Annotated in this window: 25 protein-coding genes; 13 read left to right on the top strand and 12 right to left on the bottom strand. The window is 62.7% G+C overall.

The genetic code is table 11. The features are described 5' to 3' along the window. Positions 1 to 33 precede the first annotated feature (33 nt). Positions 34 to 1542 carry a PAS-domain containing protein gene (locus tag AC2FML_RS10395; RefSeq protein WP_496783041.1) on the bottom strand — a complete coding sequence of 503 codons (1509 nt, stop codon included), beginning with the start codon at positions 1540 to 1542 and terminating at the stop codon, positions 34 to 36. Between the two features lie 66 nt (positions 1543 to 1608). Beyond that, entirely contained in the window at positions 1609 to 3006 is a 1398-nt protein-coding gene (gene regB, locus AC2FML_RS10390; protein WP_093963869.1) for a sensor histidine kinase RegB, read from the bottom strand. Between the two features lie 90 nt (positions 3007 to 3096). Here regB and AC2FML_RS10385 point away from each other — a divergent pair, with 90 nt between their 5' ends. Then, positions 3097 to 3723 carry an SCO family protein gene (locus AC2FML_RS10385; protein WP_170340640.1) on the top strand — a complete coding sequence of 209 codons (627 nt, stop codon included), beginning with the start codon at positions 3097 to 3099 and terminating at the stop codon, positions 3721 to 3723. Positions 3724 to 3803: 80 nt separating this feature from the next. Then, on the top strand, positions 3804 to 4358 hold the full coding sequence (locus AC2FML_RS10380) for an ActR/PrrA/RegA family redox response regulator transcription factor (RefSeq protein WP_170368977.1): 555 nt from the start codon (positions 3804 to 3806) through the stop codon (positions 4356 to 4358). A 50-nt stretch (positions 4359 to 4408) separates the two neighbouring features. Here AC2FML_RS10380 and AC2FML_RS10375 read toward each other — a convergent pair whose 3' ends face one another. Beyond that, the gene (locus AC2FML_RS10375) at positions 4409 to 5548 is read right to left on the bottom strand and encodes an alpha/beta hydrolase (RefSeq protein WP_217355917.1); all 1140 of its coding nucleotides are present in this window, start codon (positions 5546 to 5548) and stop codon (positions 4409 to 4411) included. A gap of 228 nt (positions 5549 to 5776) precedes the next feature. Continuing rightward, the gene (locus tag AC2FML_RS10370) at positions 5777 to 6370 is read right to left on the bottom strand and encodes an HD domain-containing protein (protein WP_170361062.1); all 594 of its coding nucleotides are present in this window, start codon (positions 6368 to 6370) and stop codon (positions 5777 to 5779) included. Positions 6371 to 6574: 204 nt separating this feature from the next. Here AC2FML_RS10370 and AC2FML_RS10365 point away from each other — a divergent pair, with 204 nt between their 5' ends. Together AC2FML_RS10365 and ahcY are read left to right on the top strand one after the other, a co-directional pair. Continuing rightward, a complete protein-coding gene (locus AC2FML_RS10365) occupies positions 6575 to 6889 on the top strand; it encodes a hypothetical protein (protein WP_496783038.1) in 315 nt (104 codons plus the stop codon). Positions 6890 to 6988: 99 nt separating this feature from the next. Continuing rightward, a complete protein-coding gene (gene ahcY, locus AC2FML_RS10360) occupies positions 6989 to 8377 on the top strand; it encodes an adenosylhomocysteinase (protein ID WP_480775908.1) in 1389 nt (462 codons plus the stop codon). A gap of 54 nt (positions 8378 to 8431) precedes the next feature. On the opposite strand, the gene AC2FML_RS10355 is transcribed toward ahcY, so the two are convergent. Next, on the bottom strand, positions 8432 to 9079 hold the full coding sequence (locus tag AC2FML_RS10355) for a DUF899 family protein (protein WP_170340633.1): 648 nt from the start codon (positions 9077 to 9079) through the stop codon (positions 8432 to 8434). 188 nt (positions 9080 to 9267) lie between these two features. Here AC2FML_RS10355 and AC2FML_RS10350 point away from each other — a divergent pair, with 188 nt between their 5' ends. Further along, entirely contained in the window at positions 9268 to 9609 is a 342-nt protein-coding gene (locus tag AC2FML_RS10350; RefSeq protein ID WP_490362077.1) for a DUF2853 family protein, read from the top strand. A 218-nt stretch (positions 9610 to 9827) separates the two neighbouring features. Here the strand turns inward: AC2FML_RS10350 and AC2FML_RS10345 are convergent, their stop codons facing one another. Genes AC2FML_RS10345 through tsaD form a run of 4 tightly spaced genes read right to left on the bottom strand, consistent with a single transcriptional unit; the run spans position 9828 to position 12577 of the window. Further along, complete coding sequence (locus tag AC2FML_RS10345) at positions 9828 to 10250, bottom strand: EVE domain-containing protein (protein ID WP_496783036.1); 423 nt, start codon at positions 10248 to 10250, stop codon at positions 9828 to 9830. Continuing rightward, on the bottom strand, positions 10250 to 10519 hold the full coding sequence (locus AC2FML_RS10340; protein WP_170361052.1) for a YciI family protein: 270 nt from the start codon (positions 10517 to 10519) through the stop codon (positions 10250 to 10252). The genes AC2FML_RS10345 and AC2FML_RS10340 overlap by 1 nt, the downstream gene beginning before the upstream one ends. Position 10520: 1 nt before the next feature. Beyond that, a complete protein-coding gene (locus tag AC2FML_RS10335) occupies positions 10521 to 11483 on the bottom strand; it encodes an NAD(P)H-dependent glycerol-3-phosphate dehydrogenase (RefSeq protein WP_496783034.1) in 963 nt (320 codons plus the stop codon). Further along, complete coding sequence (gene tsaD / locus AC2FML_RS10330; protein ID WP_496783032.1) at positions 11480 to 12577, bottom strand: tRNA (adenosine(37)-N6)-threonylcarbamoyltransferase complex transferase subunit TsaD; 1098 nt, start codon at positions 12575 to 12577, stop codon at positions 11480 to 11482. Before tsaD ends, AC2FML_RS10335 begins: the two co-directional genes overlap by 4 nt. A gap of 97 nt (positions 12578 to 12674) precedes the next feature. On the opposite strand from tsaD, the gene AC2FML_RS10325 reads away from it, so the two are divergent. The 3 genes from AC2FML_RS10325 to AC2FML_RS10315 are packed head-to-tail and all read left to right on the top strand — an operon-like array spanning position 12675 to position 16202. After that, on the top strand, positions 12675 to 13388 hold the full coding sequence (locus AC2FML_RS10325; protein ID WP_174822957.1) for a uroporphyrinogen-III synthase: 714 nt from the start codon (positions 12675 to 12677) through the stop codon (positions 13386 to 13388). Between the two features lie 53 nt (positions 13389 to 13441). After that, positions 13442 to 14683 carry a COG4223 family protein gene (locus tag AC2FML_RS10320; protein WP_496783030.1) on the top strand — a complete coding sequence of 414 codons (1242 nt, stop codon included), beginning with the start codon at positions 13442 to 13444 and terminating at the stop codon, positions 14681 to 14683. Positions 14684 to 14693: 10 nt separating this feature from the next. Continuing rightward, positions 14694 to 16202 carry a heme biosynthesis protein HemY gene (locus tag AC2FML_RS10315; protein WP_496734773.1) on the top strand — a complete coding sequence of 503 codons (1509 nt, stop codon included), beginning with the start codon at positions 14694 to 14696 and terminating at the stop codon, positions 16200 to 16202. Here the strand turns inward: AC2FML_RS10315 and AC2FML_RS10310 are convergent. The 3 genes from AC2FML_RS10310 to AC2FML_RS10300 are packed head-to-tail and all read right to left on the bottom strand — an operon-like array spanning position 16199 to position 19297. Continuing rightward, complete coding sequence (locus tag AC2FML_RS10310) at positions 16199 to 17239, bottom strand: ABC transporter substrate-binding protein (RefSeq protein ID WP_170443799.1); 1041 nt, start codon at positions 17237 to 17239, stop codon at positions 16199 to 16201. The genes AC2FML_RS10315 and AC2FML_RS10310 overlap by 4 nt on opposite strands. Further along, a complete protein-coding gene (locus AC2FML_RS10305; RefSeq protein ID WP_496783028.1) occupies positions 17236 to 18633 on the bottom strand; it encodes a sensor histidine kinase in 1398 nt (465 codons plus the stop codon). The genes AC2FML_RS10310 and AC2FML_RS10305 overlap by 4 nt, the downstream gene beginning before the upstream one ends. Further along, positions 18626 to 19297 (bottom strand): response regulator transcription factor, encoded by a 672-nt coding sequence (locus AC2FML_RS10300; RefSeq protein WP_093963855.1) that lies wholly within the window; start codon positions 19295 to 19297, stop codon positions 18626 to 18628. Before AC2FML_RS10300 ends, AC2FML_RS10305 begins: the two co-directional genes overlap by 8 nt. Positions 19298 to 19454: 157 nt before the next feature. On the opposite strand from AC2FML_RS10300, the gene AC2FML_RS10295 reads away from it, so the two are divergent. The 5 genes from AC2FML_RS10295 to AC2FML_RS10275 all read left to right on the top strand — a co-directional run bounded on the left by AC2FML_RS10295 (position 19455) and on the right by AC2FML_RS10275 (position 24666). Continuing rightward, positions 19455 to 20423, top strand: coding sequence for a Bug family tripartite tricarboxylate transporter substrate binding protein (locus tag AC2FML_RS10295; protein WP_170361035.1), 969 nt, complete (start codon positions 19455 to 19457; stop codon positions 20421 to 20423). Positions 20424 to 20501: 78 nt separating this feature from the next. Further along, positions 20502 to 20933 (top strand): tripartite tricarboxylate transporter TctB family protein, encoded by a 432-nt coding sequence (locus AC2FML_RS10290; protein ID WP_170340610.1) that lies wholly within the window; start codon positions 20502 to 20504, stop codon positions 20931 to 20933. 9 nt (positions 20934 to 20942) lie between these two features. Then, positions 20943 to 22481 (top strand): tripartite tricarboxylate transporter permease, encoded by a 1539-nt coding sequence (locus AC2FML_RS10285; RefSeq protein WP_170361033.1) that lies wholly within the window; start codon positions 20943 to 20945, stop codon positions 22479 to 22481. A gap of 141 nt (positions 22482 to 22622) precedes the next feature. Continuing rightward, the gene (locus tag AC2FML_RS10280; protein WP_496783461.1) at positions 22623 to 23699 is read left to right on the top strand and encodes an MHYT domain-containing protein; all 1077 of its coding nucleotides are present in this window, start codon (positions 22623 to 22625) and stop codon (positions 23697 to 23699) included. Between the two features lie 133 nt (positions 23700 to 23832). Beyond that, entirely contained in the window at positions 23833 to 24666 is an 834-nt protein-coding gene (locus AC2FML_RS10275) for an FAD binding domain-containing protein (RefSeq protein ID WP_496783026.1), read from the top strand. Positions 24667 to 24680: the final 14 nt, after the last annotated feature.

The following is a 24680-nucleotide window of genomic DNA, read 5'->3' as shown; positions in this document are numbered from 1 at the left end:
AATGAACGGGGGCCGAACCCTCTGCAACCCGGTTCAGGCGGTGATCTGCAACATATCCGGCGTTTCTCCACGCGCGTGTTCGATCGTGAACCGGACGATGGTTGCGCCATTCTGGATAGGGCTGACCGTACACAAGAGCCGGGTGCCGTCGCGCTTGTACAGATCAGAGCTCCACTCGGCCCGGTTGTTGCGCATTTCCACGAAGTCCCGAATGTCACCCAGAATTGGATTGGCCTGGCATTGCGACTGCCACTGGCGCGTGACGTCCAGAACCGTGGCTGGTTCAAAGCCGACCTCGTCCGAGTCTCCCCACAGCAGCTGGTAGGCGTAGTTGGTGAAAGCCAGTGTCCCGTCATCGGCAAAAACTGCGACGGCGTCCGCAAGCTTGTCGAGGATTGACTGCATAAGGTCCATCTCGGACCGGAACCGGCGGGTCAGGGTGATCTCGGCCGTGATGTCCTCGAACAGAAAGGCGACGGCGCCGTCGGGATGGGGGCGACCGCTGACCGAATAGACTGAGCCCGACGGTAGTGACCAGGTTTCCTGATAGTTTCCGTCCTCGGCTGCTTCCAGAAGATCGTTCATCTGCCGGCGCCAACTGCGGTAGTTCTTGGGTTCGGGCATCATGTGCTGATCCCGAAGGCGGTCAAAGAAGCTTGAGATATTCGGCCGGCAACTCAGGAAGTCGGGCGGCAATGCGGTCAGGTCGATCAAGGCGGGGTTGAACAGCGCCAACTGGCGGTTTCGATCAAAGATTGCCAGGCCGATCGACAGCTGCGCGAAGGTTTTCGTCATCGTCTGGACGAATTTGCGCTGGGCGGTCTCGGCCTCGACAATGGCGTTTACGTCGACCGCGTAATGCAGGTGACCTTCGTCCAGCCCCACAAGCGTCAGATCGAACCACAGCTTGCTGCTGCTGTCCTTCACCGGAATTGACACGCGGGTCTTCTTGCCGGGCCGCGCGTCTTCGGTCAGTTCAGGGAACATGGGTTGGGTCAGATCCGTGTCCTGCCCGCGCGCCTTGCGGGCCAGCGCAACATAGGCGGCGTTGCACCATCTTACCTTGTTGGCATGATCCAAAAGCCACACGGGGTAGGGCGCGCGATCCATGGCGAGGCGGATCGGATCGTTCGGATCCCTCCTTGTCGGTTCGGTGATGCCGGTCAGATCACGCAACTGCACCCGGACGATGCCGTCGATCCATTCACACCGAACCTCGCGCTCGACTGTACAATCTATGGCCGAAACCACGATACTGCCCTGCTGGCGGACGGTTTCGTAAGTCTCGGGGAAGGCCGGAAAGTCGCGCTGCAGCAGGCGCCTGAGATCATCCCAGTCATTCACCGCCTCGAACCCGGACAGGGCGATGTCGGAGTGGCTGATCAGGCGTCTTCCGTTGAACAGAAACACCGCATCCAACAACGAAGCCGGCGCAGACAAACCAAAATTGTCACCGCGCCGCGGACGGCGCGGCATGAGCCACTGCAGGGCAAAGCCCGACGAAACCAGGCTGATCGCCGCAAGTATGATCCAGTCGGCCACAGTGCCGCCTACCCCAAAAACAAACCGGACCCGACTTTGCGCTTAAATAGTTAACGGTGTCTTAACTCAGACCTGGAACCGTTCGTTCACGCCCGACGGCACCGGGTTGTCGCCTGTCTGCGCATCGATCAGCTTGCGCGGCCATGTCACCAGCACGATCGCGCCGCGTCGCTCGGCCTGGTCCGTCACCGCCTGGTAAGGGTCTGACCCATTTGCAAATTTCAGTTCGGCGCCGCTGCGCTCCAAGAGCGTTTTTGCGATGAATAGGCCCAACCCCATACCCTCGTATTCGGGGCGTGTGCGCAGATCGCTTTCGGCGCGTCTGCGGCGCATGAACGGGTCACCGATACGGCCGATGATGTGTGACGGATAACCGCGCCCGTCATCCATGATGCTGACCGTGATCCGGTCCGGCGTCCATTCGGCCTCGACCCAGACTTGTGCGCGGGCAAAGTCCACGGCGTTCTGGATCAGGTTTCGCAGGCCATGAATGATCTCGGGCTTGCGCAGGATCGAGGGCTGCTGGACATCCCCGTCAGGCCCCGGGCCTTCGTCAAAATGTACCTGTTTGCCCCTGTGTATATGGGGCTCGGCCGCCTCGTGGATCACGGCGGACAAAGGTGCCTGGCGCAGGTGCAGGTCATCTTTGCCGGCCCGACCCATGTCGCGCAGGATGTCGCGGCATCGGTCGGCCTGTTCGCGGATCAGGGCGGCGTCTTCTTTCAGGTCCGGGCGGTCGTCCAATTCTTCGATCAGTTCCGAGCTGGTCAGCTTGATCGTGGCCAGTGGGGTCCCCAACTCGTGCGCGGCGGCGGCGACAACGCCGCCGAGGTCGGTCAGCTTCTGCTCGCGCGCCAGGGCCATATGGGTGGCGGCCAGCGCCTCGGACATCGACTGAACTTCGGCGCTGATGCGGTGCGAATAGGCGCCGATGAATACGATCGCGATCACGATGGCGGCCCAGTTGCCGAACAGCAGGATGTCGGGGATGTCCAGAACAAGGCCGAGATCGGTGCGCAGCGGCAGGTGAAACTGGGCCAGAAGCGTCGCCAGCACGATTGCGGCGCCCCCGATGATCAGGGTCGACCGGGTGCTCATGACGTTGGCCGCAATCGTCACGGGGCCCAGCAAAAGCAGGGCAAACGGGTTGTTCAGACCGCCTGTTAGATACAGCAGGAAAGCCAGCTGCAGCAGGTCGAACATCACCATGAGGAAGTTTTCAAATTCCGACAGGCGCTTGTTCTGCGGGAACAGCAGGATGGCGGTAAGGTTGCCCATGACCGAAACACCGATAGCAAGGTAGCACAGCCCAAGCTCCAGCTGGACGTGATAGGTCTGCTGGGCAACGGTGATGGCCGTGATCTGGCCGATGATTGCCACCCACCGCAGCAGGATCAGCGTGCGCAGCCGGATCCAGCTGCTGCGTTCCTGTCCGCGCCAGAGGCTGGTGTTGGAATCCGTCATCGGGCGATTATGTCCTGTTGCGTCCGCTGGTCAACTTGATAGGTGTCCCGGCCGAACCGATCAACAACCCCATGTGTCAGGAATTTCGCCATGACCCGCCTTTATGCCATTCTTGCAACCGTCGTGCTGGCCGTGGGCCTGGGCGCCATGTGGCTGATGACGCGCGGCGGCGGTTCTGACGACAAGTTTGCGCAGTGCCGGTCCAGCCAGATTGCAGGCGGTACCGCAACCATCGGCGGCCCGTTCGAGTTGATCAACTCCAAGGGTGAAACCGTGACCGACAAGGACGTGATCACCGAGCCCTCGCTGATCTATTTCGGCTATACCTTCTGCCCCGATGTCTGTCCGCTGGACACCACCCGCAATGCCGAGGCCGTCGACCTGCTGACCGAGCGCGGTTATTCGGTCACTCCGATTTTCATCTCGGTGGACCCAGACCGGGACACCCCCGACGTCGTGGGGGATTTTGCCTACAACCTGCATGAAAAGATGATTGGCCTCACCGGTACGCCGGAACAGGTCAAGGCCGCGAGCCAGGCCTACAAGACCTATTACAAGGCCCAGGACAAGAGCGACGAGTACTACCTCGTCGACCATTCGACATTTACCTACCTCGTCACGCCGCAGGATGGGTTCCTTGAGTTTTTCAAACGCGACGCGACGGCCGAGCAGATGGCCGACACCGTTGCCTGCTTTGTGGACCAGGCGGCAGAGTAACCGTCGGTTTGACCTTTGGTGTGGCGCTGCTAATACTCATCTCAAAGCCTACCGGCATGAAATAGCAGAAAGACCACACCATGGCAGACATTGCTCAGCTTGACATCGGCCCCGACAAATCCCTGCTTCTGGTGGATGATGACGAGCCGTTTCTGAGACGTCTCGCCAGAGCGATGGAAAAGCGCGGGTTCGAGGTGGAAACCGCCGGTTCCGTCGCCGCCGGACGCGCGATCGCCACCGCCCGCCCGCCTGCCTTTGCCGTGGTGGACCTGCGGCTCGAGGACGGCAACGGGCTGGACGTGGTCGAGGTGCTGCGGGAAAAGCGCCCCGACAGCCGGGTCGTGGTTCTGACCGGATACGGTGCAATTGCGACTGCCGTGGCGGCGGTGAAAATCGGCGCCACCGACTATCTGTCGAAACCTGCCGACGCCACCGACATCACCAACGCGCTGCTGGCCAAGGGCGACGAACTGCCCCCGCCCCCCGAAAACCCCATGAGCGCCGACCGCGTGCGGTGGGAGCACATCCAGCGGGTTTACGAGCTGTGTGACCGAAACGTCTCGGAAACAGCGCGGCGTCTGAACATGCACCGCCGGACCTTGCAGCGGATTCTGGCGAAACGCAGCCCGCGGTAGCTTTTTGCCGATCGGCACTATTCTGGCAACAGGCTTGGGAAATCAAGAAATTAAGGTTCGCCTACAACTTCCACTGAACCTTCGCCAATAAGGTCCTGAAGTTCTGTAGTGGAACGCCTGCCGGTCCGTCTGCTTGTGCGGATTGCTTCACCAGCAATTCGAACCACCTCAGGGGACGAAGCAAATTTCGAGTGACTTGTGCTTTGAGAGTCCTGGACTTGGCTGAGATCAATAACGGTGACTCCTGACCTTGCGAGTTCGGCTGCATCGGCCGCGCCAACACGGTCGACTCCGCCAGAAATGAACTTCGAAAAACTCAAGGCTCCGTCGTCCGAGGATACGAGAACAAAGATTTTCTGATTGTCGTGGGTGATAGTTGAGAGCTGGCTTTCGAATACCGCCAAATCGATATCGGGTGCTGCCAGAATTATGTTTCGAATTTTTTTGTTGGGATTAAACTCGCCAGCAATTTCGGCTTGTGAGATGGCTTCCATCGTAAGGAACGCTCCCATCGAAAACGCGAGTATGTCAAATTGTTGAGCCTGTGATCGCGAAATGATCTCACCGGCTTTCAAAAAGTCTGATCTGGCAGCGAGGGCGCTGTTGATATCGTAGACGTATTTCAGAGTCTCTGCAGCAGACGCCCATGACATCAATACGGGGATCCCGTCATACTCGGTATCCTCGACAAACTGTGCCAATCTAAGGATGGCATCGCTCAGGGTCGTGTTATAGCCGTGCACAAAGACCAGAACGTTTCTGTCGGAAACGCTGAGGTTCAGTAACTGATTGTCAATTTCAGAAACAAAGGCGGCTTCCGAAACATAGACTTTTGGTTCAACTATGGTGAAGTGCTTTGAGGCAATAGGTGGCAGAGAGCTGGCTCTTTCAATTTTCCCTGCTTTGTGAATTGGCGGGATGGTGACGACTACTGAAGCCAAACCCAAACCCTCACCGCGGTCACCGGAAAAGAAGACCCCTTCTGCACCGGACGCTTGACGCGTCGTGGCAATGAAGACTGTTTGGCGCTTGGCCTCTTTTACCTCAGATGCAGGAAGTCTTGGATTATCGATCCCTACCAATTCCGGCGGGCGGCCGCACGAAGCCGCTCCCAGCAACATCATCGTGGATAAACACAGAAGCCGGAATGCGCGCGGTAGATCCGAAGTTCCAATTCTGAGGCGTTTCATACAACGACGATCACTCGGCTCGGTTGCGCCTCATTAGACTGACGGTGCTGTTCTTCTGTCAACCGACGAACGCTGGAGCCGCTCTTTTTGGCTCAAGCAGTGTCTTCTCTGCGGTACGATATTGAGTAAATGAGGCCGTTCTTCGGAGTTTAGACACACGGACTGCGTGGGCGCCGCAAAGGCAAATATGCGGCTGGGGGCAAGCAAGATTCCGTTACCATTCGAGTTTCATAGCTCCGCCAGCAACTCCGCATGCCGCGCCGTATATGCCTGCCGAACCTCAACCGGCGGCCTGAGTGTGATCTGCAACCTCTCCATCACCGCCGCGTCCGGTCGGCCAAAGAACTTGGTTGCCTCGGCCTCGGAAAACCCCGCGATCTGGGTGGCCTCCATCCACGCGCTGATTTTGTCGGCTTTCTTGATCTGACGTTTCACCGTTTTCGGCACCGCGGCGGGCAGGCCGAAGCGGATGTGGATTGCCGCCGCCAGCCGGTCGTCCAGCGCGCCGTAACCCGGGCCGACCGCGGCCTTCACCGGCGAGATCATGTCGCCGATCACATATTCCGGCGCATCGTGCAGCAGCGCCGCCAGCCGCCATTTCACCGGCGCCTTGGGGGCGATCCGGCCGAACAGCTCTTCGACCAGCAGGGAATGCTCGGCCACGGAATAGGCGAAATCGCCCGCCGTCTGGCCGTTCCAGCGCGCCACGAAAGCCAGCCCATGGGCGATATCCTCGATCTCGATATCCACCGGTGTCGGGTCGAGCAGGTCCAGCCTGCGGCCCGACAGCATCCGTTGCCATGCCCTGGGTTGTGTTGCCATTCTGCCATGCCCCATCTTGTCCACCGTGCCCGAGACCCGGATTCATGCTATGCTTAAGCCATCCTGATCACTGGCTGCCAACAATTTCTTGAGCAATCGTGCTTTGAACCGGCACCTTGTGATCACGACATGAAGACTGAGGGGGGCACGCGCTCCTCCCAGTGTGCCCCTCTCGGATTGAAACCCAACCGAAAGGAGCCTGTCATGTTCAAGCGTGTATTCGGACTGGCACTTGTCTTTGGAATGGCTGCGGCAGCGCCGCCTGCATTGGCACAGAACTGTGCCTTGCGCGGAGATGTGATCGCCAAACTGCAGCAATCCTATTCAGAGGAGCTTGCCTTTGGCGGCTTGCAGAACTCGCGAGGCGGACAAACGGTCATGGAGGTATGGGCCTCACGCGAAAGCGGGACCTATACCGTTCTGGTGACCCACGCCAACGGCATCAGCTGCATTGTCGCCGCCGGCACCGATTTCTTTGAAGCGATCCCAAAGATTCAAGCCGAGGGGACGCGCAGTTGAACTGAGCGCCGCTCGCGGTCCACTGCCACCCACATTGCCACTTTTCCCCAACGGTGTTAGGGGCTGCCCAAACCGTTGTTGATCGGAATGGAGCATCTGATGGCTGGCGACTACATCGTCAAAGACATTTCACTGGCCGGGTTCGGCCGCAAGGAATTGGATATCGCGGAAACCGAAATGCCGGGCCTTATGGCTCTGCGTTCGGAATACGGCGACAACAAGCCGCTGAAAGGGGCGCGCATCGTCGGGTCGTTGCACATGACGATCCAGACTGCCGTGCTGATCGAAACACTGGTCGCGCTGGGCGCGGATGTGCGCTGGGCGTCGTGCAACATCTTCTCGACCCAGGACCATGCGGCAGCGGCCATCGCCGAGGCGGGCATTCCTGTCTTTGCCATCAAGGGCCAGACTCTGGAAGAGCATTGGGACTATCTCGACAAGTCTTTCCTGTTCGAAGACGGCCCGAACATGATCCTGGATGATGGCGGCGACGCCACGCTGTACATCCTGCTGGGCGCGCGCGCCGAAGCGGGCGAGGACATCATCCCCGTCCCGTCCTCGGAAGAGGAAGAAGTCATCAAGGCGCAGATCAAGAAGCGGATGGCCGCCAGCCCGGGCTGGTTCACCAAGGTACGCGATCAGATCAAGGGCGTGTCCGAGGAAACCACCACCGGCGTCAACCGCCTGTATCAGCTGGTCAAGGACGGCCAACTGCCGTTCCCGGCGATCAACGTGAATGACAGCGTCACCAAGTCGAAGTTCGACAACAAGTACGGCTGCAAGGAATCGCTGGTCGACGGTATCCGCCGCGCCACTGACACGATGATGGCCGGCAAGGTTGCCGTGGTCTGCGGTTATGGCGACGTGGGCAAGGGCTCGGCCGCCTCGCTGCGCGGCGCGGGCGCCCGCGTGAAAGTGACCGAGGTCGACCCGATCTGCGCCCTGCAGGCCGCCATGGACGGGTTCGAGGTGGTTCTGCTGGAAGACGTGGTTTCGACCGCCGACATCTTCATCACCACCACCGGCAACAAGGACGTGATCCGCATCGAGCACATGCGCGAGATGAAGGACATGGCCATCGTCGGAAATATCGGCCATTTCGACAACGAGATTCAGGTGGCCAGCCTGAAAAACCACAAATGGACCAACATCAAGGACCAGGTGGACATGATCGAGATGCCCTCGGGCAACCGCATCATCCTGCTGTCCGAAGGCCGTCTGTTGAACCTGGGCAATGCCACCGGACACCCGTCCTTCGTGATGTCGGCCTCGTTCACCAATCAGGTTCTGGCCCAGATCGAACTGTTCACCAAAGGCGACCAGTACGAGAACAAGGTCTATATCCTGCCCAAGCACCTGGACGAGAAGGTTGCACGCCTGCATCTGGACCGGATCGGCGTCAAGCTGACCAAGCTGGACAAGGAACAGGCGGATTACATCGGCGTTACGCCCGAAGGCCCGTTCAAGCCCGAGCATTACCGGTATTGATCCGTCAGAAATACGCGGAGAAGGCGGCCATTTGGGCCGCCTTTTTTGTTGCGCTCAGCGGAGCGGCGGCACGAAATCGCCGCGCCCCTGCGGCGTCAGGTCCAGAATGTTCCATAGGGGCCAGGCAGCATCGACATGGCGTGGATGCCAGTCGCTGGGCTGAAAGAACAGCTCGGAGCTCCAGAAATGGTGAATGCCATCCGCATCGCGTTGAAACACGTTCAGAATCGGCAACTGGTTTCCGTCCTCGGTCTCGGCCAGATAGTCTTGCTGGTACGTTGTATCCAACGCGGAATACAGCGGCAGATCCTGCCAGCCCATGCGCCGGCTCAGCGCAGCCAAGGCATCCGGTGTATTCTGCGCCACGACCGCAAAGGCGGTTTTTCGGGTCAGATGTGCGACCTGCCCGGTCAGCCCGTCCAGAAAGGCCGAGCACATGGGGCAGGGGTCCTGCGCCTTGGGGCCAAACATCAGCGAATACACGACCAGAGTGTCATGATCACCGAACAGGCTTGAAATCGGGGCAATTTTGCCCCCGAGGTCCCGAAAAGCGTAATCCTGCGGGATTTGGCCGCCCTTGGGCAAGGTCCGGCGCAGCGCGGCCACTTCCTCGACCCGCGCACGCAGATCGGCTTCGGCGGCCAACAGAGCATTTCGGGCGGTTCGGTATTCGGCGCTTTCGTTCGGTAGGGCGATGGTCATGGCAGTCTCCTCGACTCAGTGATTAACTAAAATGTTAAATAAAACTGAAACAATGATCAACCCGAAGGTGCGCGTATCCCTGCCTTGGGGGGAAACCGTAGGATTTTTCCCTTTGTTGAAAAGCTGTCAGCCGTTACCGTTCAGCCAGCGCCGCAAAGGCCGGAACCCAACCCACACAGGAGAGGACAATGGGAAAACGCGACGAGTTGATCGCCAAATACGCGGATGATCTGAAGAACAAGTGCGGGATGGACCCCGACATGGACCTGCTGACCAAGGTGACGATCGGTTGCGGGCCGTCGATCTATGACGCGGATGCCGCAACCGTGGCCGCCAGCCAGGAAAGCGAGTTGGAAACGGTCAAGAACAACTTCCTGATCAAGAAACTGGGCCTGTCGGATGGCCCCGAGCTGATGGAAGCGATCAACAAGGTCATCGAAACCTACGGCAAGTCCGAACGCAACAAATACCGCGCGGTCATCTACTACATGCTGACCAAGCATTTCGGCAAAGAGTCGGTCTACGGCTGATCCCGCCGCGACATTCGGAAACGCCCGCCCGACTGGTTCGGCGGGCGTTTTGCATTTGAATCATAATCTATTGATTTCATGTTTGAAAAACCGCCGTGTTCTGGGGTACGTTCAACCCGTGACCAGGACGGTCAGAACCAGAGATTTCTTTGCGTGTGGTGAGTAGGGAGCACGCGGGGTAGGGAAGGTTCTGCATCGTCAGGGCCTTCCCTTTTTTCTCAATCCGCCTGGGTCTGGCCCAGTTCGCAGATCACCGCCCATTCAGCATCTGAGACGGGCTGCACCGACAGGCGCGAGTTTTTCACCAACACCATGTCGTTCAGTCGCGGATCGGCCTTGATCTGGTCCAGCGTGACCGGTTTGGCGAAGGGGCGCACCGCCTTGATGTCCACGCAATCCCACCGGTCGTCGTCGGTGGTGCTGTCGGGATGAGCTTCGGCGCAGACCTCGACGATGCCGACGATCGCCTTGTCCTTCTGCGAATGGTAGAAAAACCCCTGGTCGCCCAGCTTCATCTGCCGCATGAAATTGCGGGCCTGATAGTTGCGCACCCCGTCCCATTCTTCGCCCGCGTCGCCCTTGGCGCCCTGCTGGTCCCAGCTCCAGGTCGAGGGTTCGGATTTGAACAGCCAATACGCCATCAACCGATGACCTTCTTCCACGGGATCAGTTCGACCGATGTGAACAGACCGGCCTTGGCATAGGGGTCGTTGTCGGCCCAGGCCTGTGCGGCGGCCAGGTCCTCGACATCCAGGATGACCAGCGACCCGATCATGGCATCGCCGTTCAGCAACGGCCCGGCCTGTGCGACCACGCCGGTTTCTTCGATATAGGCCAGGTGCGCGGCGCGGTTGTCCAGCCGGGTCTGCAGGGCGCCGTCCTTGTCCCGGGCGATCAGGGCGATAAGCATGTCATTCCTCCTTGAGTGGGCGATTGAGCAGGGATTGCAGGGCCTCGGCGACACTGTAGGCGCCACGGCTGAGCTGCGCCACCGTCTGGCAGATGGGCATGTCCAGCCCCTCGGCCGCGGCGATGGCGGCCATGGCATTTGCCGTGGCCACGCCTTCGACGGTGGTCGCGGCGTCAAAGGACTCGCTGCGGCCCAGCGACAGGCCGAACCGGAAGTTGCGCGACAATTCGGACGAGCAGGTCAGGACCAGATCGCCCAAACCCGACAGGCCCATCAGCGTCTCGGGCCGGGCGCCGCGCATTGCGGCAAAGCGCTGCATCTCGGCAAAGCCGCGGGTCATCAGGGCCGCGCGGGCGCTGTCCCCCAGACCCGCGCCGATGCAGGCTCCGCAGGCGATGGCCATCACGTTCTTCAGTGCGCCGCCCAGTTCGGCCCCGGTCACGTCGGTGGTTCGGTAGAGCCGCAGGTTGGCGGTGGTCAGGGCCTGTTGCAGCCGGGTGCCCAAATCCACGTCGGCGCAGGCCAGTGTCAGCGCCGTCGGCAACCCGCGGGCAATGTCATCGGCAAAGCTGGGCCCGGTCAGCAAGGCAGTGCGTGTACCGGGCAGCACCTGTTCGATCACGGCAATCGGACCGAGGCCGGTGGACAGTTCGATGCCTTTGCAGCAGGCCACCAGGGTGCGACCCTGCAGGTCCGCCGCATGGTCCGACAGGACATCGCGCAGTTTTTGCATGGGCACGGCCAGCAACAACACGTCGCTTTGACAGGCCAGGGTGATTTCAGCGGTCACCGTGATGGCGTCGGGCAGGGTGACACCGGGCAGACGGGCGTCGTTGCGGCGGGTCGCCTGCATCGTCTGCGCCTGTTCGTCCGACCGGGCCCACAAGGTGACCGGACCCTTGCCCGCCAGTGAGATCGCCAGCGCGGTTCCGAAGGCGCCCGACCCAAGGACCGAGACGCTCATGCCTTGGCCCCCTTGCGCCCGCCGCCCAGCATGGCCGGGCTAGTCTGGTCCAGCGGCCAGCGGGGACGGGCGGTCAGGTCCAGCCCGTCACGCGCGCCCAGCCGGAATCGTTCCAATCCCGCATAGGCGATCATCGCCGCATTGTCGGTGCACAGGTGCAGCGGAGGGGCGGTAAACCGCGCGCCGACATCCGCGGAAACAGACTCTAACGCGAACCGAATGGCTGTGTTGGCCGCAACGCCCCCGGCCACGGTGATGACCGGCTCGGCCGGGTTGGTTTCAAGATACAGGGCGATGGCGCGGCGGGTCTTTTCGGCCAGCGTATCCACAACCGCCTGCTGGAACCCGGCGCACAGATCGGCGCGGTCCTGACGCGTCAGTCCGCCTTTTTCGGCCACGATCTGGTCGCGCATCCGCATCAAGGCGGTCTTGAGACCGGAAAAGGACAGATCGCATCCGGGCCGGTCCAGCAGCGGCCGCGGAAAGCGAAAGCGTTTGGGGTCGCCCTCGCGCGCCTCGGCCTCGACCGAGGGGCCACCGGGCTGGGGCAGGCCCAGCAGGCGCGCGGTCTTGTCGAATGCTTCACCCGGGGCGTCGTCGATGGTGCCGCCCAGCCGGGTGAACCGCTCGGGACCGTGGGCGATCAGGTATTGGCAGTGCCCGCCGGACACCAGCAGCATCAGGTAGGGAAAGGCGATCCCGTCCGTCAGGCGCGGGGTCAGCGCATGGCCGGCCAGGTGGTTGACGCCGATCAGCGGCAGACCGGTGGCCGCGCTGATCCCCTTGGCGCACATCACGCCGGACATGACCCCGCCGATCAGCCCCGGCCCGGCGGTCACCGCCACGGCGTCCATATCCTGCAGAGTCAGGCCCGCCTGCTCCAACGCCTGCTGCACGCAGACATCCAGCTTTTCGGCATGCGCGCGGGCCGCGATCTCGGGCACCACGCCGCCGAAGGCGCTGTGCAGGTCCGTCTGGCCATGCACGACCGAAGACAGAACCTGCACCGGTTCGCCCTCGGTCTGCCGCACCACGGCCGCCGCCGTGTCGTCGCAGCTGCTTTCCAATCCCAGAACGGTAAGTGTTTGCACCATCGGCCTGAACCATTGCATCATGATCTGGTCGCGGGGTATCACCCCGCGCCGCAGCAAACAATCCTCAAGGCCCGAACGCCCGCCCGTGTACCTGTTGATGACCCGCCCCCGCGCCGCCTCGGAAAGGTTCGTGGCGCAGCTGCCCGAACGTTTGCGGTCGCGGGTTCAGGTGGTCTATTCCCCGCTGCTGGATATCCGACCGATGGAACAGGCGGTGGACACGACTGGAATTCGGGGCCTGATCTTCACCTCGGCCAATGGCGTGGCGGCCGCCGCGGCGCAGGATGTGCGCCGCGATCTACCCGCCTATTGCGTGGGGCCGGCCACCACCGAAACGGCCCGCCAGGCCGGGTGGGAGGCCCGAATGGCCGGCGAAACCGCCGAGGAACTGGTCGCCAAACTGCTCAAAGAGCGCCCGGACAGCCCGCTGCTGCATCTGCGCGGCGAACACAGCCGGGGAAACATCGCGGCCCGGCTGACCGAACTGGGCCTGACCGTGCGGGAACAGCCGGTCTATCGCCAGCATTTGCTGCCTTTGACGCCCGAGGCCCGGGCGGCTGCGGCTGGTTCGGCCCCGGTGATTGCGCCCTTGTTCTCGCCGCGGACCGCGCGACAATTTGCCGACCTTTGGCCCGGACCGGCGCCGCTTTTGGTCGCCGCGATGAGCGGACCGACCGCCGAGCCCCTTGAAAACTTGGCGATTGCCTGTTTGCGGATTGCCAAACGCCCGACGCCCAAGAAAATGCGGAAAGCCGTGAAAAAACTCGTTAAATACGCGATCCGGCTTGAGGGTGCGATGGGCGCGGATTAACTTGGACGCGTCTGCGCGTCAGGTTTTATGGGAATCGACAGGGGGAAGTGACGGTGGCTGCCAAGAAAGACACAGACCAGAAACCGGCCGACGACCCCAAGGTCGAGGAGGTGCCCGAAGCGGTCGACGCCAAGACTGACGCCTACACGCTTGACCCGGAAGATCGGGTTGAACAAAGCCCTTCCGAAGCCGAAGCCGAAGCCGAAGCCGAAGCCGAAGCCGAAGCCGAAGCCGAAGCCGAAGCCGAAGCCGAAGCCGAAGCCGAAGCCGAAGCCGAAGCCGAAGCCGAAGCCGATCGGGCTACGGCAACCGATCAGCAACCTGAGGCCAAGCGAAGCGGGTTCATGCCGGCGCTGATCGGTGGCGTCATCGCGGCGGTGCTGGGGTTCGCCGCCGGACGCAGCGATCTGCTTTGGCCGGCGGGGTCCGATCCGTCCGAGGCGATTGCAGCGCTTGAGACCAAGGTGTCCGACCAGGCTCAGCAACTGGCTGACCTGAGCAAGCAAATGTCTGAAGTTCCCGACCCGTCCGCAGATATCGCGGCGCTGAGCGCCAAGCTGACACCGGTCGAAAGCGATCTTAGCGCGCTCAAATCCAATGTCGACGATCTGTCCGGCAAGCTCGACCCCTTGGCGCAACGCGTCGCACAGCTTGAGGCACGTCCGTTGACCGACGCCGCCTCGCCCGAAACCGTTGCGGCCGTCGAGGCCGAGCTGAAGAAGCTGCAGGAGTCGCTGGCCGCCCAGCGTGCCGAAGTCGAAAAGATGGTCGCCGAAGCGCAAACCCTGGACGCGCAGACCCAAGCCCGGGCACAGGCGGCAGAGAACCTGGCCGCGCTGTCCAAGATTCAGGGTCAATTGGATGCCGGCGCACCCTATGCCGATCTGGTGGCCCAGTTGCAGACCGGCGGCGTGCAGGTGCCGGAAACCCTGTCCGCTCCGGCCGGCGAAGGTGTGCCGACACTGACGGATCTGCGCGAGAGTTTTGCGCCTGCCGCCCGAACTGCGCTGGCGGATGCGCGCGAAGCCGACAAGGGAACGGGCCTTGTCGCCTTTCTTCAGCGACAAACCGGCGCCCGGTCCGTTTCGCCAAAAGACGGCAATGATCCCGACGCCATCCTGTCACGAGCGGAGGCCGCGTTGGGCAAAGGTGACATCAGCACGGCCTTGACCGAGCTGGGCGCGCTTCCGGAATCGGCGCAGCCAGCCATGGCCGAATGGATCGCGGCTGCCAAAACCCGCCAATCCGCGGTCGAAGCCGCCAATGCGCTTGTGACAAGCGTGAACTCGAACTGAGGGGCCTGCCATGCTCTGGTCATTGTTGAAGATCCTGGTTTTTGTCGCGATCGTCGGCCTTCTGGCCATGGGGGCAGGCGTTCTGATGGAAACCAGCGGTGGCATCCAGATCACCGCGATGGGAACCGAGGTCACGCTCAGCCCGCTGCAGTCGGTGATCGCGCTGGGCCTGCTGGTTCTAGCGGTTTGGCTGTTCTTCAAGCTGCTCAACCTGCTGATTGCGACCCTGAAATTCCTCAACGGTGATGAAACTGCCCTTTCGCGCTATTTCGACCGCAGCCGCGAGAAACGAGGCTATCAGGCGCTGGCTGACGGGTTGATGGCGCTGGCCTCGGGCGAGGGGCGGACGGCCATGACGATGGCGCACAAGGCAGAACGGCTGCTGAACAAGCCGGAACTGACGAACCTTCTGGTGGCCCAGGCGGCAGAAATGGTCGGTGACACCAAGAAGGCCTCGGAAACCTACAAGAAACTGGTGACGGATCAGGCCACACGTTTCGTCGGCGTGCGCGGAATCATGAAACAGAAGTTGGCCGAGGGCGACGACGAAACCGCGCGCAAACTCGCCGAAAAAGCACTGGCGCTGAAGCCGCGGCATCAGGAAACGCAGGATGTGCTTCTGAAACTGCAGACCAAGGCGCAGGACTGGGCCGGCGCACGGTCGACCCTGACCGCCAAGTTGAAGTCCGGCGCGCTGCCGCGTGATGTGTTCAAGCGACGCGACGCAGTTTTGGCCCTGTCCGAGGCCAAGGGAATTCTGGATGAAACCGCCAGTGTCGAACAGCAGGAGCGCGCGATCGAAGCGAACCGCCTCTCACCTGACCTGGTGCCGGCGGCAGCCATGGCCGCACGGGCCTACATCGCCAAGGGCAAGCCGCGCGCCGCGACAAAGATTCTCAAAAAGGCATGGGAAGCGCAGCCGCATCCGGATCTGGCCCATGCCTTTGCCGAGATCGTGCCCGACGAAACCGCCGAGGAGCGGGTCAAGCGCTTTACGGCATTGACGCGCATCCATCCCGAGCATCTGGAAACGCGCCTGATCCTGGCCGAGCTGAACATCGTCGCCGAAGACTTTCCCGAGGCCCGCCGGGCGCTTGGCGATGTGGTCGAGAAAGGTGCCGATGCTCGAGCCTATACCCTGATGGCCGCCATCGAGCGCGGCGAAGGGGCCTCGGACGCGGTGGTACAGGGCTGGCTGGCCAAAGCGTTGAATGCGCCTCGCGGGCCGCAATGGGTCTGCGACAACTGCCATGACATCCAGGCTGAATGGGCGCCGGTCTGCCCCAACTGTCACAGCTTTGACACGCTCAGCTGGCAGACGCCCAAAACCCCCGAGATCACCACGGCGACGGGTGTTCATATGCTTCCTCTGATCGTGGGGGCGTTGGAAGACCGCTCGGATATGGCCGAGGACGCCGAGATCGAGGATATCCCCGAGCCCGAGATTGTCGACGCCAGCATGGCTGATCAGGCCCCCGAAGAGCCTGAGACCGAAGACGCCGGACCGAAACCGGCCTAGCGGGCGGTTTCGACCTCGAACGCGTCGTTCCACAGTTTGAACAACTCTGCCCGGCGGTTCGGGTCGCTGGCCACCAGAAGGGCGGGCGACAGGGGGATGAACCGTCGTGCGCTGGGCGTCAGTCCGGTCTCGGCCGAGTCCATCCGGGACACAAGCCCCGAGGTTGCGAGCAAGTCCTGTGCCTGTGCAGAGAGCAGGAAATCCAGCAATCGGGCTGCGGCAGCGCTGTTGCCTGCATTCTTCGGGATCAGAAAGGCGCGGGACAGAACGAGGGTGTAGTCCTCGGGCAGGATCACCCCAACTGCCGGGTCCTGGGCATTCGCGACATATGAGCCAAGCACGTTGTAGGCGATCAGGAACCGGCCCTCGGCAACGTCGCGAATGATCTCGGCGGAACAACAGGTGGCGATGGCATCTATGCGCGCGAAACCTTCGATCAGTGACCCGAAGGTGGTCGCCTCGAGACTGTCGCCATAGGCAAACAGATACCCCAGCCCCGAGGCCGCGATGTCATAGGTCGCCACCCGGCCGCGCAGAAGGTCGGGGCGGGTGCGCATCGCGTCCAGTAGGGAAAAGCGGCTGCGCGGCACCTCCAGATCGTCCAGACGATCCTTGTTGTAGACGATGACCGCGGGTTCGGTGGTGATCCCCCACAGCTCGTCCCGCCAGCGCCGGGCCGGGGGCAGCGCCTGCGTCTGGGCCGAACTGTAGCGGTGGGCGCAGGCGGCATTGACCAACCAGACCATCTGCTGAACGGCCGAGGAAAACACCGCATCGGCCGGGCTGTGGCCGGTCTTGCAGGCCGTCTTGCTGTGCTGGAACAGCGCGTTCGAGCCCCATTGTTCATAGGTGATGGTCAGGTCTGGGTTCTGCGCCGCGAACTGTTCCATCACCGGGCGGATAATGCCGATATCCGTGGTCGAGCGCACAAGCAGGGGGGTGGGCCCGGTGCCGAATTCGGTAACTGCTTCCTGCGCCGCGGTGCGGGTACCCAACGTCAGCAGGCACAGGGCCAGCGGGATCAGAAACCGTATCATGCGCCTGTTCCTTCGGTGGCGGCCGGAAAGTTCAGCGATACGCGAAACCCGCCATCGGTGCGGGTCATCTCGACGGTGCCGTCAAAGGCTTCGGCGGTGGATTTGACGATCGACAGGCCCAGCCCGCTGCTGTCCTCGCCCGAGCCTGCGTTGCGGTTGAACCGATCGCCCAGCCGGGCAGAAACCGACATGTCCGGCCCCGGGCCGCTGTCGCGCACCCACAGAACGGCGCGGTCACCGTCCAGGCTGGCCCCGATGCTGACCGGGGCCTTGCCGTGGCGCAGCGCGTTGCCCAGCAGGTTCTTGGTGGCCTCGCCCAGCGAAAACGCATCGCCCCGCACCCAGACCGGGTCTTCCCCGATTTTCAGATGCACCTCGACACCGGGGGCGATCACCTCGTGGTCGCTCTGCTCCAGCGCCTCGAGTGCCACTTCGCGCAGATCGACCGGCCGGCGCGGGGCGCTGTCGATGCGGTGGATGACCATCGCGCGCGACAAAAGCTGATCCAGAAGTGTCCCGAGCGACCGCGTCCGGTTCAGCAGCCGGTCCAACGCGCGGTGGCGAGCTGGGGCATCCGGATCCGCCTGCGCGATTTCGGCCTGCACCCGGATCGCCGCGACCGGGGTGCGCAACTGATGGGCGGTGTCGGCGATCAGGTTGCGCATCGACAGTACCTGCCGGTCCAGCCGTCCCATGAACCGGTTCATCGCCGCAATCATGACCTGCAATTCGCGCGGCAGCCCGTCGCTGGCCACGGGCGTCAGGTCATAGGGGTCGCGGCGGATCAGGTCATCCGACATCGCCTCGAGCGGGCGCAGCGCCGAACGGGTGACGAACCAGGACATGATCAGCAGCAACGCGCCGGCAGCCGCCATCGGCAGCAGGGCATCCAGCATCAGCCCGGCGGTCATCGCGCGCCGCGCAAGCAAGGTCTGCCCGACCACGATTTCGACTTCGCCGGAAAAGTCGCGCTCGGCGAACAGGCGGGGCAGTCGGACGAACCGGGCCGGTTCCCCGTTCAGGTCTGCCGCGAAATATTGGGCCGACTGGCTGACGGGCTGCGGGGGCGCGATCACCGTGTCCGGGTCCAGCCCGGTGATGAAGCGCCCGTCGGGCCCGCGCACCGCGTAATAGATCCGGTCATCCGGGGCCTGGGCCAGCAGCTCAAAGGCCGAAACCGGCAGGTCGACGATGGGCTGGCCGTCCTGGATGCGCACGGATTCGGCGATGTCGCTGGCCGCGCCCAGCAGCAGCCGGTCATAGGCCTGACGGGCCGCCAACCGGCCGTTGGCCCAGATCGACAGGCCGACCAGCACGCCGCCCAGAACAAGGATCAGCATCACCGCGCTCAGCACCCGGGCGGTCAGGCTGTGGGGCAGGGGCGGCCTAACCATGCAGGCCGATCCGGTACCCGACCCCGCGCTGGGTGGTGATGGCCACGCCGCTGCCCGAGAATTTCTTGCGCAGCCGGGCGATATACAGTTCGATCGCGTTCACGCCCACATCGGCATCCTCGAACCCGTACAGCGAGTCGTACAGTCGGGCCTTGGACAGGAACTGCCCCTCGTGCCGGATCAGGGCGTCCAGCACGGCGGCCTCGCGCGCGGTCAGGTTCAGGCGTTTGCCGCCCAGCGTGGCGCTGCGGTCCTTGGGGGCATAGACCAGCGGGCCCAGCGTGATCTGCTCGCTCTTGCGGTCGGCATCTCGGCGCACCAGCGCGCGCAGCCGCGCCTCGAGCTCGCGCTGGTCGAAGGGTTTGCCCAGATAATCGTCGGCTCCTTTGTCCAGCGCGGCTACCCGGTCCTCGACCGCAGTCAGCGCGGTCAGCATCAAGACCGGAATGCGGTCACCCCCGCCACGGATTTCGTCCAGAAAGCCCAGGCCCGACCCGTCGGGCAGGTTGATGTCCAGCAGGATCGCGTCATAGCCCTGGACCGCGCGGAAATCGCGCGCGGCCTCGACCGAGGTCGCCAGATCGCAGACGACACCGGACCGGCCCAGATGGGCCACGACGCCCTCGGCCAGATCCTCGGCATCTTCGATCATCAATACGCGCATTGTCCCCCCGAACGCCCGTCGCAACATGACAGGTTCGTGACAGCATTATTCGTTAAAGAAAATCAACCTGCAAGGAAGGGCTGCGCGCCCGGCTCCCTGCAGGGACCGGTTTCGTCTGCGTAACAGCAGGCCAAGAAGACCCTAGGAGGAGAACCAAATGAAACTGTTTGGAACCGGCGGCGTCGTAGCCGCTGCCGTATTCGCCCTGACCGGCTTTGCCGCCAGCGCTCAGGAATGTATTGCACCGGCAAACCCCGGTGGTGGTTGGGATTTCACCTGCCGTCAGGTGGGCAAGTCGCTGCAGGATCTGGGCCTGATCGACCAGACCATGCAGGTCGTGAACCTGGCCGGTGGCGGCGGTGGCGTGGCCTTTGCCGAGGTGGTGAACAAGCGCAATGACGACAACAACCTGATTGTCGCCGCAAGTGCCGCAACCGCAACCCGTCTGGCCCAGGGCGCCTATCCGGGCAACACCATGGATCAGGTCCGCTGGCTGGCCGCGATCGGCGCCGACTATGGCGTGATCGCCGTGGCTGCCGACAGCCCCGTCAACACCCTGCCCGAGCTGCTGGACCAGATCAAAGCCGACCCGGCTTCGGTTTCGGTTGCTGGCGGTTCGGCCGTGGGCGGCTGGGACCACCTGAAGGTGCTGATCGCGGCCAACGCCTATGGCATCGACGATGTCCGCTCGGTCAAGTACATCGCCTTTGACGGCGGTGGCGAGGCGGTGACCCAGCTGCTGGCCGGCTCGGTCCAGGCCTTTACCGGTGACATTTCCGAAGCCAAGGGTTTCGTGGATTCCGGCGACATCAAAGTGATCGCGGTTCTGGCGCCCGAGCGTCTGCCCGGTGAATTCGCTGACTTCCCGACCGCCAAGGAACAGGGTGTGGATGCCATCGGCGCCAACTGGCGCGGTTTCTACGCTCCGGGCGGCATGTCGGACGAGGCCTACAACGACTGGGTCGCAAAAATCGGTGACCTGTATGCGTCGGACGAGTGGAAAGAAGTGATGGCCGCCAACGGTCTGGCTCCGCTGGACCTGCAGGGCGAGGACTTCCAGAACTTCGTTGCCGAGTCCGTCGGTCAGATCCAGACCATCTCGAAAGAGATCGGGATCATCAAGTAACCGCACCACTCACGTGCAGGCGGGTGCCGCGACAGCGTGGCGCCCGCACTCTTTTTTCCCGAACAACAGGAGACACCGATGAGTGACCGCATCTTCGGGGTTGTCGGACTTCTTCTTGCCATTGGTTTCGCGATATCCGCGCTGGCGATCGAAGAAAGCTTTCTGTCCGATGCCGTTGGGCCCAAGGCCTTTCCTTTGATCATCGCCGCCATTCTGGGCGTGTCCAGCGCGGTGATCGCCCTGCGCCCGGACGCCGAGCCGGAGTGGCCGGCCCTTGGCCGTCTGGTCGAGATCGCCGCCGCGGTGGTGGTCATGATCCTGTATGCCGAATTGTTGCCCGAACTGGGCTTCGTCATCGCCACGGCTTTTGCCGCGGCCTACCTGGCCTGGCGATTGGGGTCGGGTCCGATCGAAAGCGTTCTGGTCGGCGTGGGCACCTCGGTTGGCATCTACGTCATTTTCCACCTGGTTCTGGGCCTGTCGCTGGCCAAAGGGCCGCTGGGTTTCTAGGGGGCGATCATGGAAACTTTTGCATCCTTGGCCGATGGGTTCGCCATCGCGCTGACTTGGCAGAACCTGATGTTGGCCCTTCTGGGCTGTTTTCTGGGCACGGTCATGGGCGCGCTGCCGGGCCTGGGCCCGTCGAACGGCGTGGCCATCCTGATCCCACTGGCCTTCACGCTGGGGCTGGGCGCGACACCGTCGCTGATCCTGCTGACCAGTGTCTATTACGGGGCGATGTACGGGGGGCGGATCTCGTCGATCCTGCTGAACATCCCAGGCGACGAGCCTGCGATGATGACCTGTCTGGATGGGCATCCCATGGCCAAAAAAGGCCTGGCGGGTGAGGCTCTTTCGCTGTCGGGTATCGCCTCGTTTGTCGGCGCGTTCCTGGCGACCTGGGGCCTGATCCTGCTGGCGCCTCAGCTGGTCAAAGTGGCATTGCTGTTCGGCCCGGCCGAATATTTTGCCCTTTTTGCGCTGGCGTTCATGACGCTGGGCGGTGTGTCGTCGACCAACCAGGCCAAATCGGCTTTTGCCGCCGCGCTGGGGCTTGGGCTGGCGACCATCGGCGTTGATACCCAAACGGGCGTGCCGCGCTTTACCTATGGCGAAGTGCATCTGTACGACGGGATCGATTTCCTGGTGGCCATCGTCGGCCTGTTTGCCCTGTCCGAGGTGTTCATTTTCCTCGAACACCGGCATGGCGGGTCTGACGCCGAGGGCAGCAAGCTGAAAATCGGCAAGCTCTACCCTCCGATGTCGATGATCAAGAGCTGCACGCCGACGATGCTGCGCACCTCGTTCCTGGGCTTCATCGCCGGGGTTCTTCCCGGGGCCGGGGCATCACTGGGGTCGTTCATTTCGTACTCGATGGAAAAGCGGCTGGTGGACAAGAAAAACACCTTTGGCACCGGTGATCCGCGCGGCGTGGCCGCGCCCGAGGCTGGCAACAACGCCGCCGCCGGAGGCGCATTGGTACCGATGCTGGCGCTGGGCGTTCCGGGGTCGGGTACCACGGCGGTACTGCTGGCGGTGCTGCTGGCGCTGAACATCACGCCCGGGCCGCTGCTGTTCACCCAGAATCCGGATGTGGTTTGGGGCCTGATCGCGGCGCTGTTCATCGCCAACTTCATGCTGCTGGCCATGAACATCCCCATGGTGGGCCTGTTCACCCGCGTGCTGATGATCCCGTCGCGCATCCTGATGCCGATCGTGGCCATGGTCAGTTTTGTCGGCATCTACGGCATTTCCGGGTCCAGCTTTGACCTGCTGGTGATGATCGGGTTCGGCGTGATGGGCTGGGTCCTGCGCAAGCTGGACGTGCCACTGGTGCCGATCATTCTGGGTACCCTGCTGGGCAACGCGATGGAGAACAACCTGCGTCGCGCCGTGACCATCGACAATGGCAACTGGTGGACCCTGATCGACAGCCCGCTGTCCATCGGGTTGTGGGCGATCGCGATCATCGGCTTTGTCCTGCCCCTGATCGTGGGCGCCCGGGTCAAGGCCAAGATGCACCAGCGTCGTGACGAAGAAGGCGCGATCAGCGATTGATCTGCCTGTCCGCCGCCCGCCGAAATGGTCGGGCGGCGGATCGTTTGCCGGCCCGTGACCTGCAGGGTCCGCCTGCCGATTGTCCCAGACACTTCGCTTTGCTAACGTCACTCTCGCGTCGGGGAGGGCGTGCAAACCGAAATGCTGGATTACTCGCATAACGCTTGGCTCGCAGCGGCCTCGTTGGCCGTCGCACTCATGGCCGGGTTCACCGGCCTGTATCTGACGCATGGTGCTTCAAAGCTGGATGACCAGAGGCGGAAGTTCGTCGTCGCCCTAGCTGCGGTCATTCTGGGCGGCGGCATCTGGTCGATGCATTTCGTGGCCATGCTGGGCCTGCAACTGCCGATCCTGTTTTACTATGACGCGTTGATCACTCTGATCTCGGCCCTGGTTGCCATTCTGATGGTCGGGCTGGCGCTGCTGCTGTTGCATTTTCGCGCGCGTAGCCCGGGCACGATTGTCGGCGCGGGTGTGATCGTGGGTCTTGGTATCGTGGTGATGCACTATATCGGCATGGCCGGGATGGAGCTGTGTCGCCCCGTCTACACCGCATCAGACGTTGCGATTGCGACCGTGGCCTCGGTGGTGCTGTCAGTGCTGGCGATCTGGGTTGCCTACGACAATCGCACCCAGCGCAATATCCTGCTGGGCACCGTCTGTTTCGGCCTGGCCGTGTTCACCATGCACTTCGTCGCCACGGGCCTGACCGATTTTACCGCCAGTGACAACGCAGGTGGCGCGGGCCCGGCTTTGAACAATCAGGTTCTTGCGATGGGGGTGACCGTTGCGGTGTTCCTGATTTGCGGGGCATTTCTGCTGACCGGGATCACCTTTTTCGGGCCCGAGCCGGCGGTCGAAGCGCCGCAGCCGGAACCGGCTCTGCGCGCCGGCGTCCCGTTCGAGCGCGAGGGCCAGACCTTTTTCACCGAACCAGCGCGCGTCGCCGCCATTCGGGCCGAGGGGCACTACACCGTTTTGTACATGGGCGCCGAGAAACTGTTCTGCCCTTGGTCGATCACCGAGGCCGAAACCCGCCTGAAACCAGACGGCTTTTTGCGGGCCCACCGAAGTTACCTTGTGAACCCCAGACACGTTTCCCGGTTTGAGCGGCACAAGGACAACGGCACCTGTTATTTCGACCAGGTCGATGCGCTCAGCAAGGTGCCGGTCAGCCGATCCCGCCTGACGGACATCCGCGAGGCGCTGGGCCTCTGATCGCAACTCGTGCAGCCCATTCGCATTTCGTGAAACAACCCGCGCCCCCCGTTCCTGCGCGATAGCCTGCGCACGCCCTCAGGACTTTGCTTAATCCCAAGGCCCCGACGTGAACGGGCCAAGGGAGGAAAACATGATACCAGCCGGTTTCGAGTATCACCGGCCAGGCGACATCGCCTCGGCCATCGGCATTCTGCAGGAACACGGGGACGAAGCGCGCGTGATCGCAGGCGGGCACAGCCTGATCCCTATGATGAAGCTGCGCATGGCCGAGATGGGCCATCTGGTCGACCTGCAGGCCATCGAGGAACTCAAAGGCATTGAGGTCGGGTCCGATACTGTGACCCTGGGCGCGATGGTCACGCAGCACGAGTTGATCACCCACGACGGTCTGGCCGACGCGATCCCGCTGATCCGCGAAGCGGCGCTGCAGATCGCGGATCCGCAGGTGCGATACATGGGTACGGTCGGCGGGAACGTGGCCAACGGGGATCCGGGCAATGACATGCCGGGTCTGATGCAGTGCCTGAACGCGTCGTTCGAACTGTCCGGCCCAGACGGCACCCGCAACGTCCCGGCCCGCGATTTCTACGAGGCGGCCTATTTTACCGCCCGCGAGGACGAGGAGATCCTGACACGGATTTCCATCACTGTTCCCGGCCCCGGTGTCGGGCAGGCCTATGAAAAGCAGAAACGCAAGATCGGCGACTACGCAACCGCGGCTGCCGCAGTGATGGTTGGCAACGGTCAGGCATCGGTGGCGATGACCAACCTGTCCGACACGCCCGTCTGGTCTGACGCGGCCAGCGCGGCACTGGCTTCGGGCGATGTCGACGGCTGCGTGGCCGCGATGCTCGAGGCGATCGACCCGGTGGCCGACAACCGCGGCCCCGTCGAATTCAAGAAACACGTGGCCGCCGTGATGCTGCGCCGCGCCATCGACCGTGCGCAGAGCCGCGCGGGCTGAGGGGAGGAACACAG

The organism is Ruegeria sp. BHSC029 (assembly GCF_059613085.1).
Note: the sequence above shows the minus strand (reverse complement) of the source record. Positions and strands in the feature narration are given on the sequence as shown.

Coding starts and splice junctions, on each gene's coding strand:
- AC2FML_RS10350 (WP_490362077.1), top strand. CDS start 9,268: ATGGGAAAACGCGACGAGTTGATCGCCAAATACGCGGATGATCTGAAG.
- AC2FML_RS10290 (WP_170340610.1), top strand. CDS start 20,502: ATGAGTGACCGCATCTTCGGGGTTGTCGGACTTCTTCTTGCCATTGGT.
- AC2FML_RS10385 (WP_170340640.1), top strand. CDS start 3,097: ATGACCCGCCTTTATGCCATTCTTGCAACCGTCGTGCTGGCCGTGGGC.
- AC2FML_RS10300 (WP_093963855.1), bottom strand. CDS start 19,297: ATGCGCGTATTGATGATCGAAGATGCCGAGGATCTGGCCGAGGGCGTC.
- AC2FML_RS10285 (WP_170361033.1), top strand. CDS start 20,943: ATGGAAACTTTTGCATCCTTGGCCGATGGGTTCGCCATCGCGCTGACT.
- ahcY (WP_480775908.1), top strand. CDS start 6,989: ATGGCTGGCGACTACATCGTCAAAGACATTTCACTGGCCGGGTTCGGC.
- AC2FML_RS10275 (WP_496783026.1), top strand. CDS start 23,833: ATGATACCAGCCGGTTTCGAGTATCACCGGCCAGGCGACATCGCCTCG.
- AC2FML_RS10375 (WP_217355917.1), bottom strand. CDS start 5,548: ATGAAACGCCTCAGAATTGGAACTTCGGATCTACCGCGCGCATTCCGG.
- tsaD (WP_496783032.1), bottom strand. CDS start 12,577: ATGGTGCAAACACTTACCGTTCTGGGATTGGAAAGCAGCTGCGACGAC.
- regB (WP_093963869.1), bottom strand. CDS start 3,006: ATGACGGATTCCAACACCAGCCTCTGGCGCGGACAGGAACGCAGCAGC.
- AC2FML_RS10345 (WP_496783036.1), bottom strand. CDS start 10,250: ATGGCGTATTGGCTGTTCAAATCCGAACCCTCGACCTGGAGCTGGGAC.
- AC2FML_RS10380 (WP_170368977.1), top strand. CDS start 3,804: ATGGCAGACATTGCTCAGCTTGACATCGGCCCCGACAAATCCCTGCTT.
- AC2FML_RS10340 (WP_170361052.1), bottom strand. CDS start 10,519: ATGCTTATCGCCCTGATCGCCCGGGACAAGGACGGCGCCCTGCAGACC.
- AC2FML_RS10325 (WP_174822957.1), top strand. CDS start 12,675: ATGACCCGCCCCCGCGCCGCCTCGGAAAGGTTCGTGGCGCAGCTGCCC.
- AC2FML_RS10310 (WP_170443799.1), bottom strand. CDS start 17,239: ATGATACGGTTTCTGATCCCGCTGGCCCTGTGCCTGCTGACGTTGGGT.
- AC2FML_RS10365 (WP_496783038.1), top strand. CDS start 6,575: ATGTTCAAGCGTGTATTCGGACTGGCACTTGTCTTTGGAATGGCTGCG.
- AC2FML_RS10370 (WP_170361062.1), bottom strand. CDS start 6,370: ATGGCAACACAACCCAGGGCATGGCAACGGATGCTGTCGGGCCGCAGG.
- AC2FML_RS10280 (WP_496783461.1), top strand. CDS start 22,623: ATGCTGGATTACTCGCATAACGCTTGGCTCGCAGCGGCCTCGTTGGCC.
- AC2FML_RS10295 (WP_170361035.1), top strand. CDS start 19,455: ATGAAACTGTTTGGAACCGGCGGCGTCGTAGCCGCTGCCGTATTCGCC.
- AC2FML_RS10315 (WP_496734773.1), top strand. CDS start 14,694: ATGCTCTGGTCATTGTTGAAGATCCTGGTTTTTGTCGCGATCGTCGGC.
- AC2FML_RS10305 (WP_496783028.1), bottom strand. CDS start 18,633: ATGGTTAGGCCGCCCCTGCCCCACAGCCTGACCGCCCGGGTGCTGAGC.
- AC2FML_RS10335 (WP_496783034.1), bottom strand. CDS start 11,483: ATGAGCGTCTCGGTCCTTGGGTCGGGCGCCTTCGGAACCGCGCTGGCG.
- AC2FML_RS10355 (WP_170340633.1), bottom strand. CDS start 9,079: ATGACCATCGCCCTACCGAACGAAAGCGCCGAATACCGAACCGCCCGA.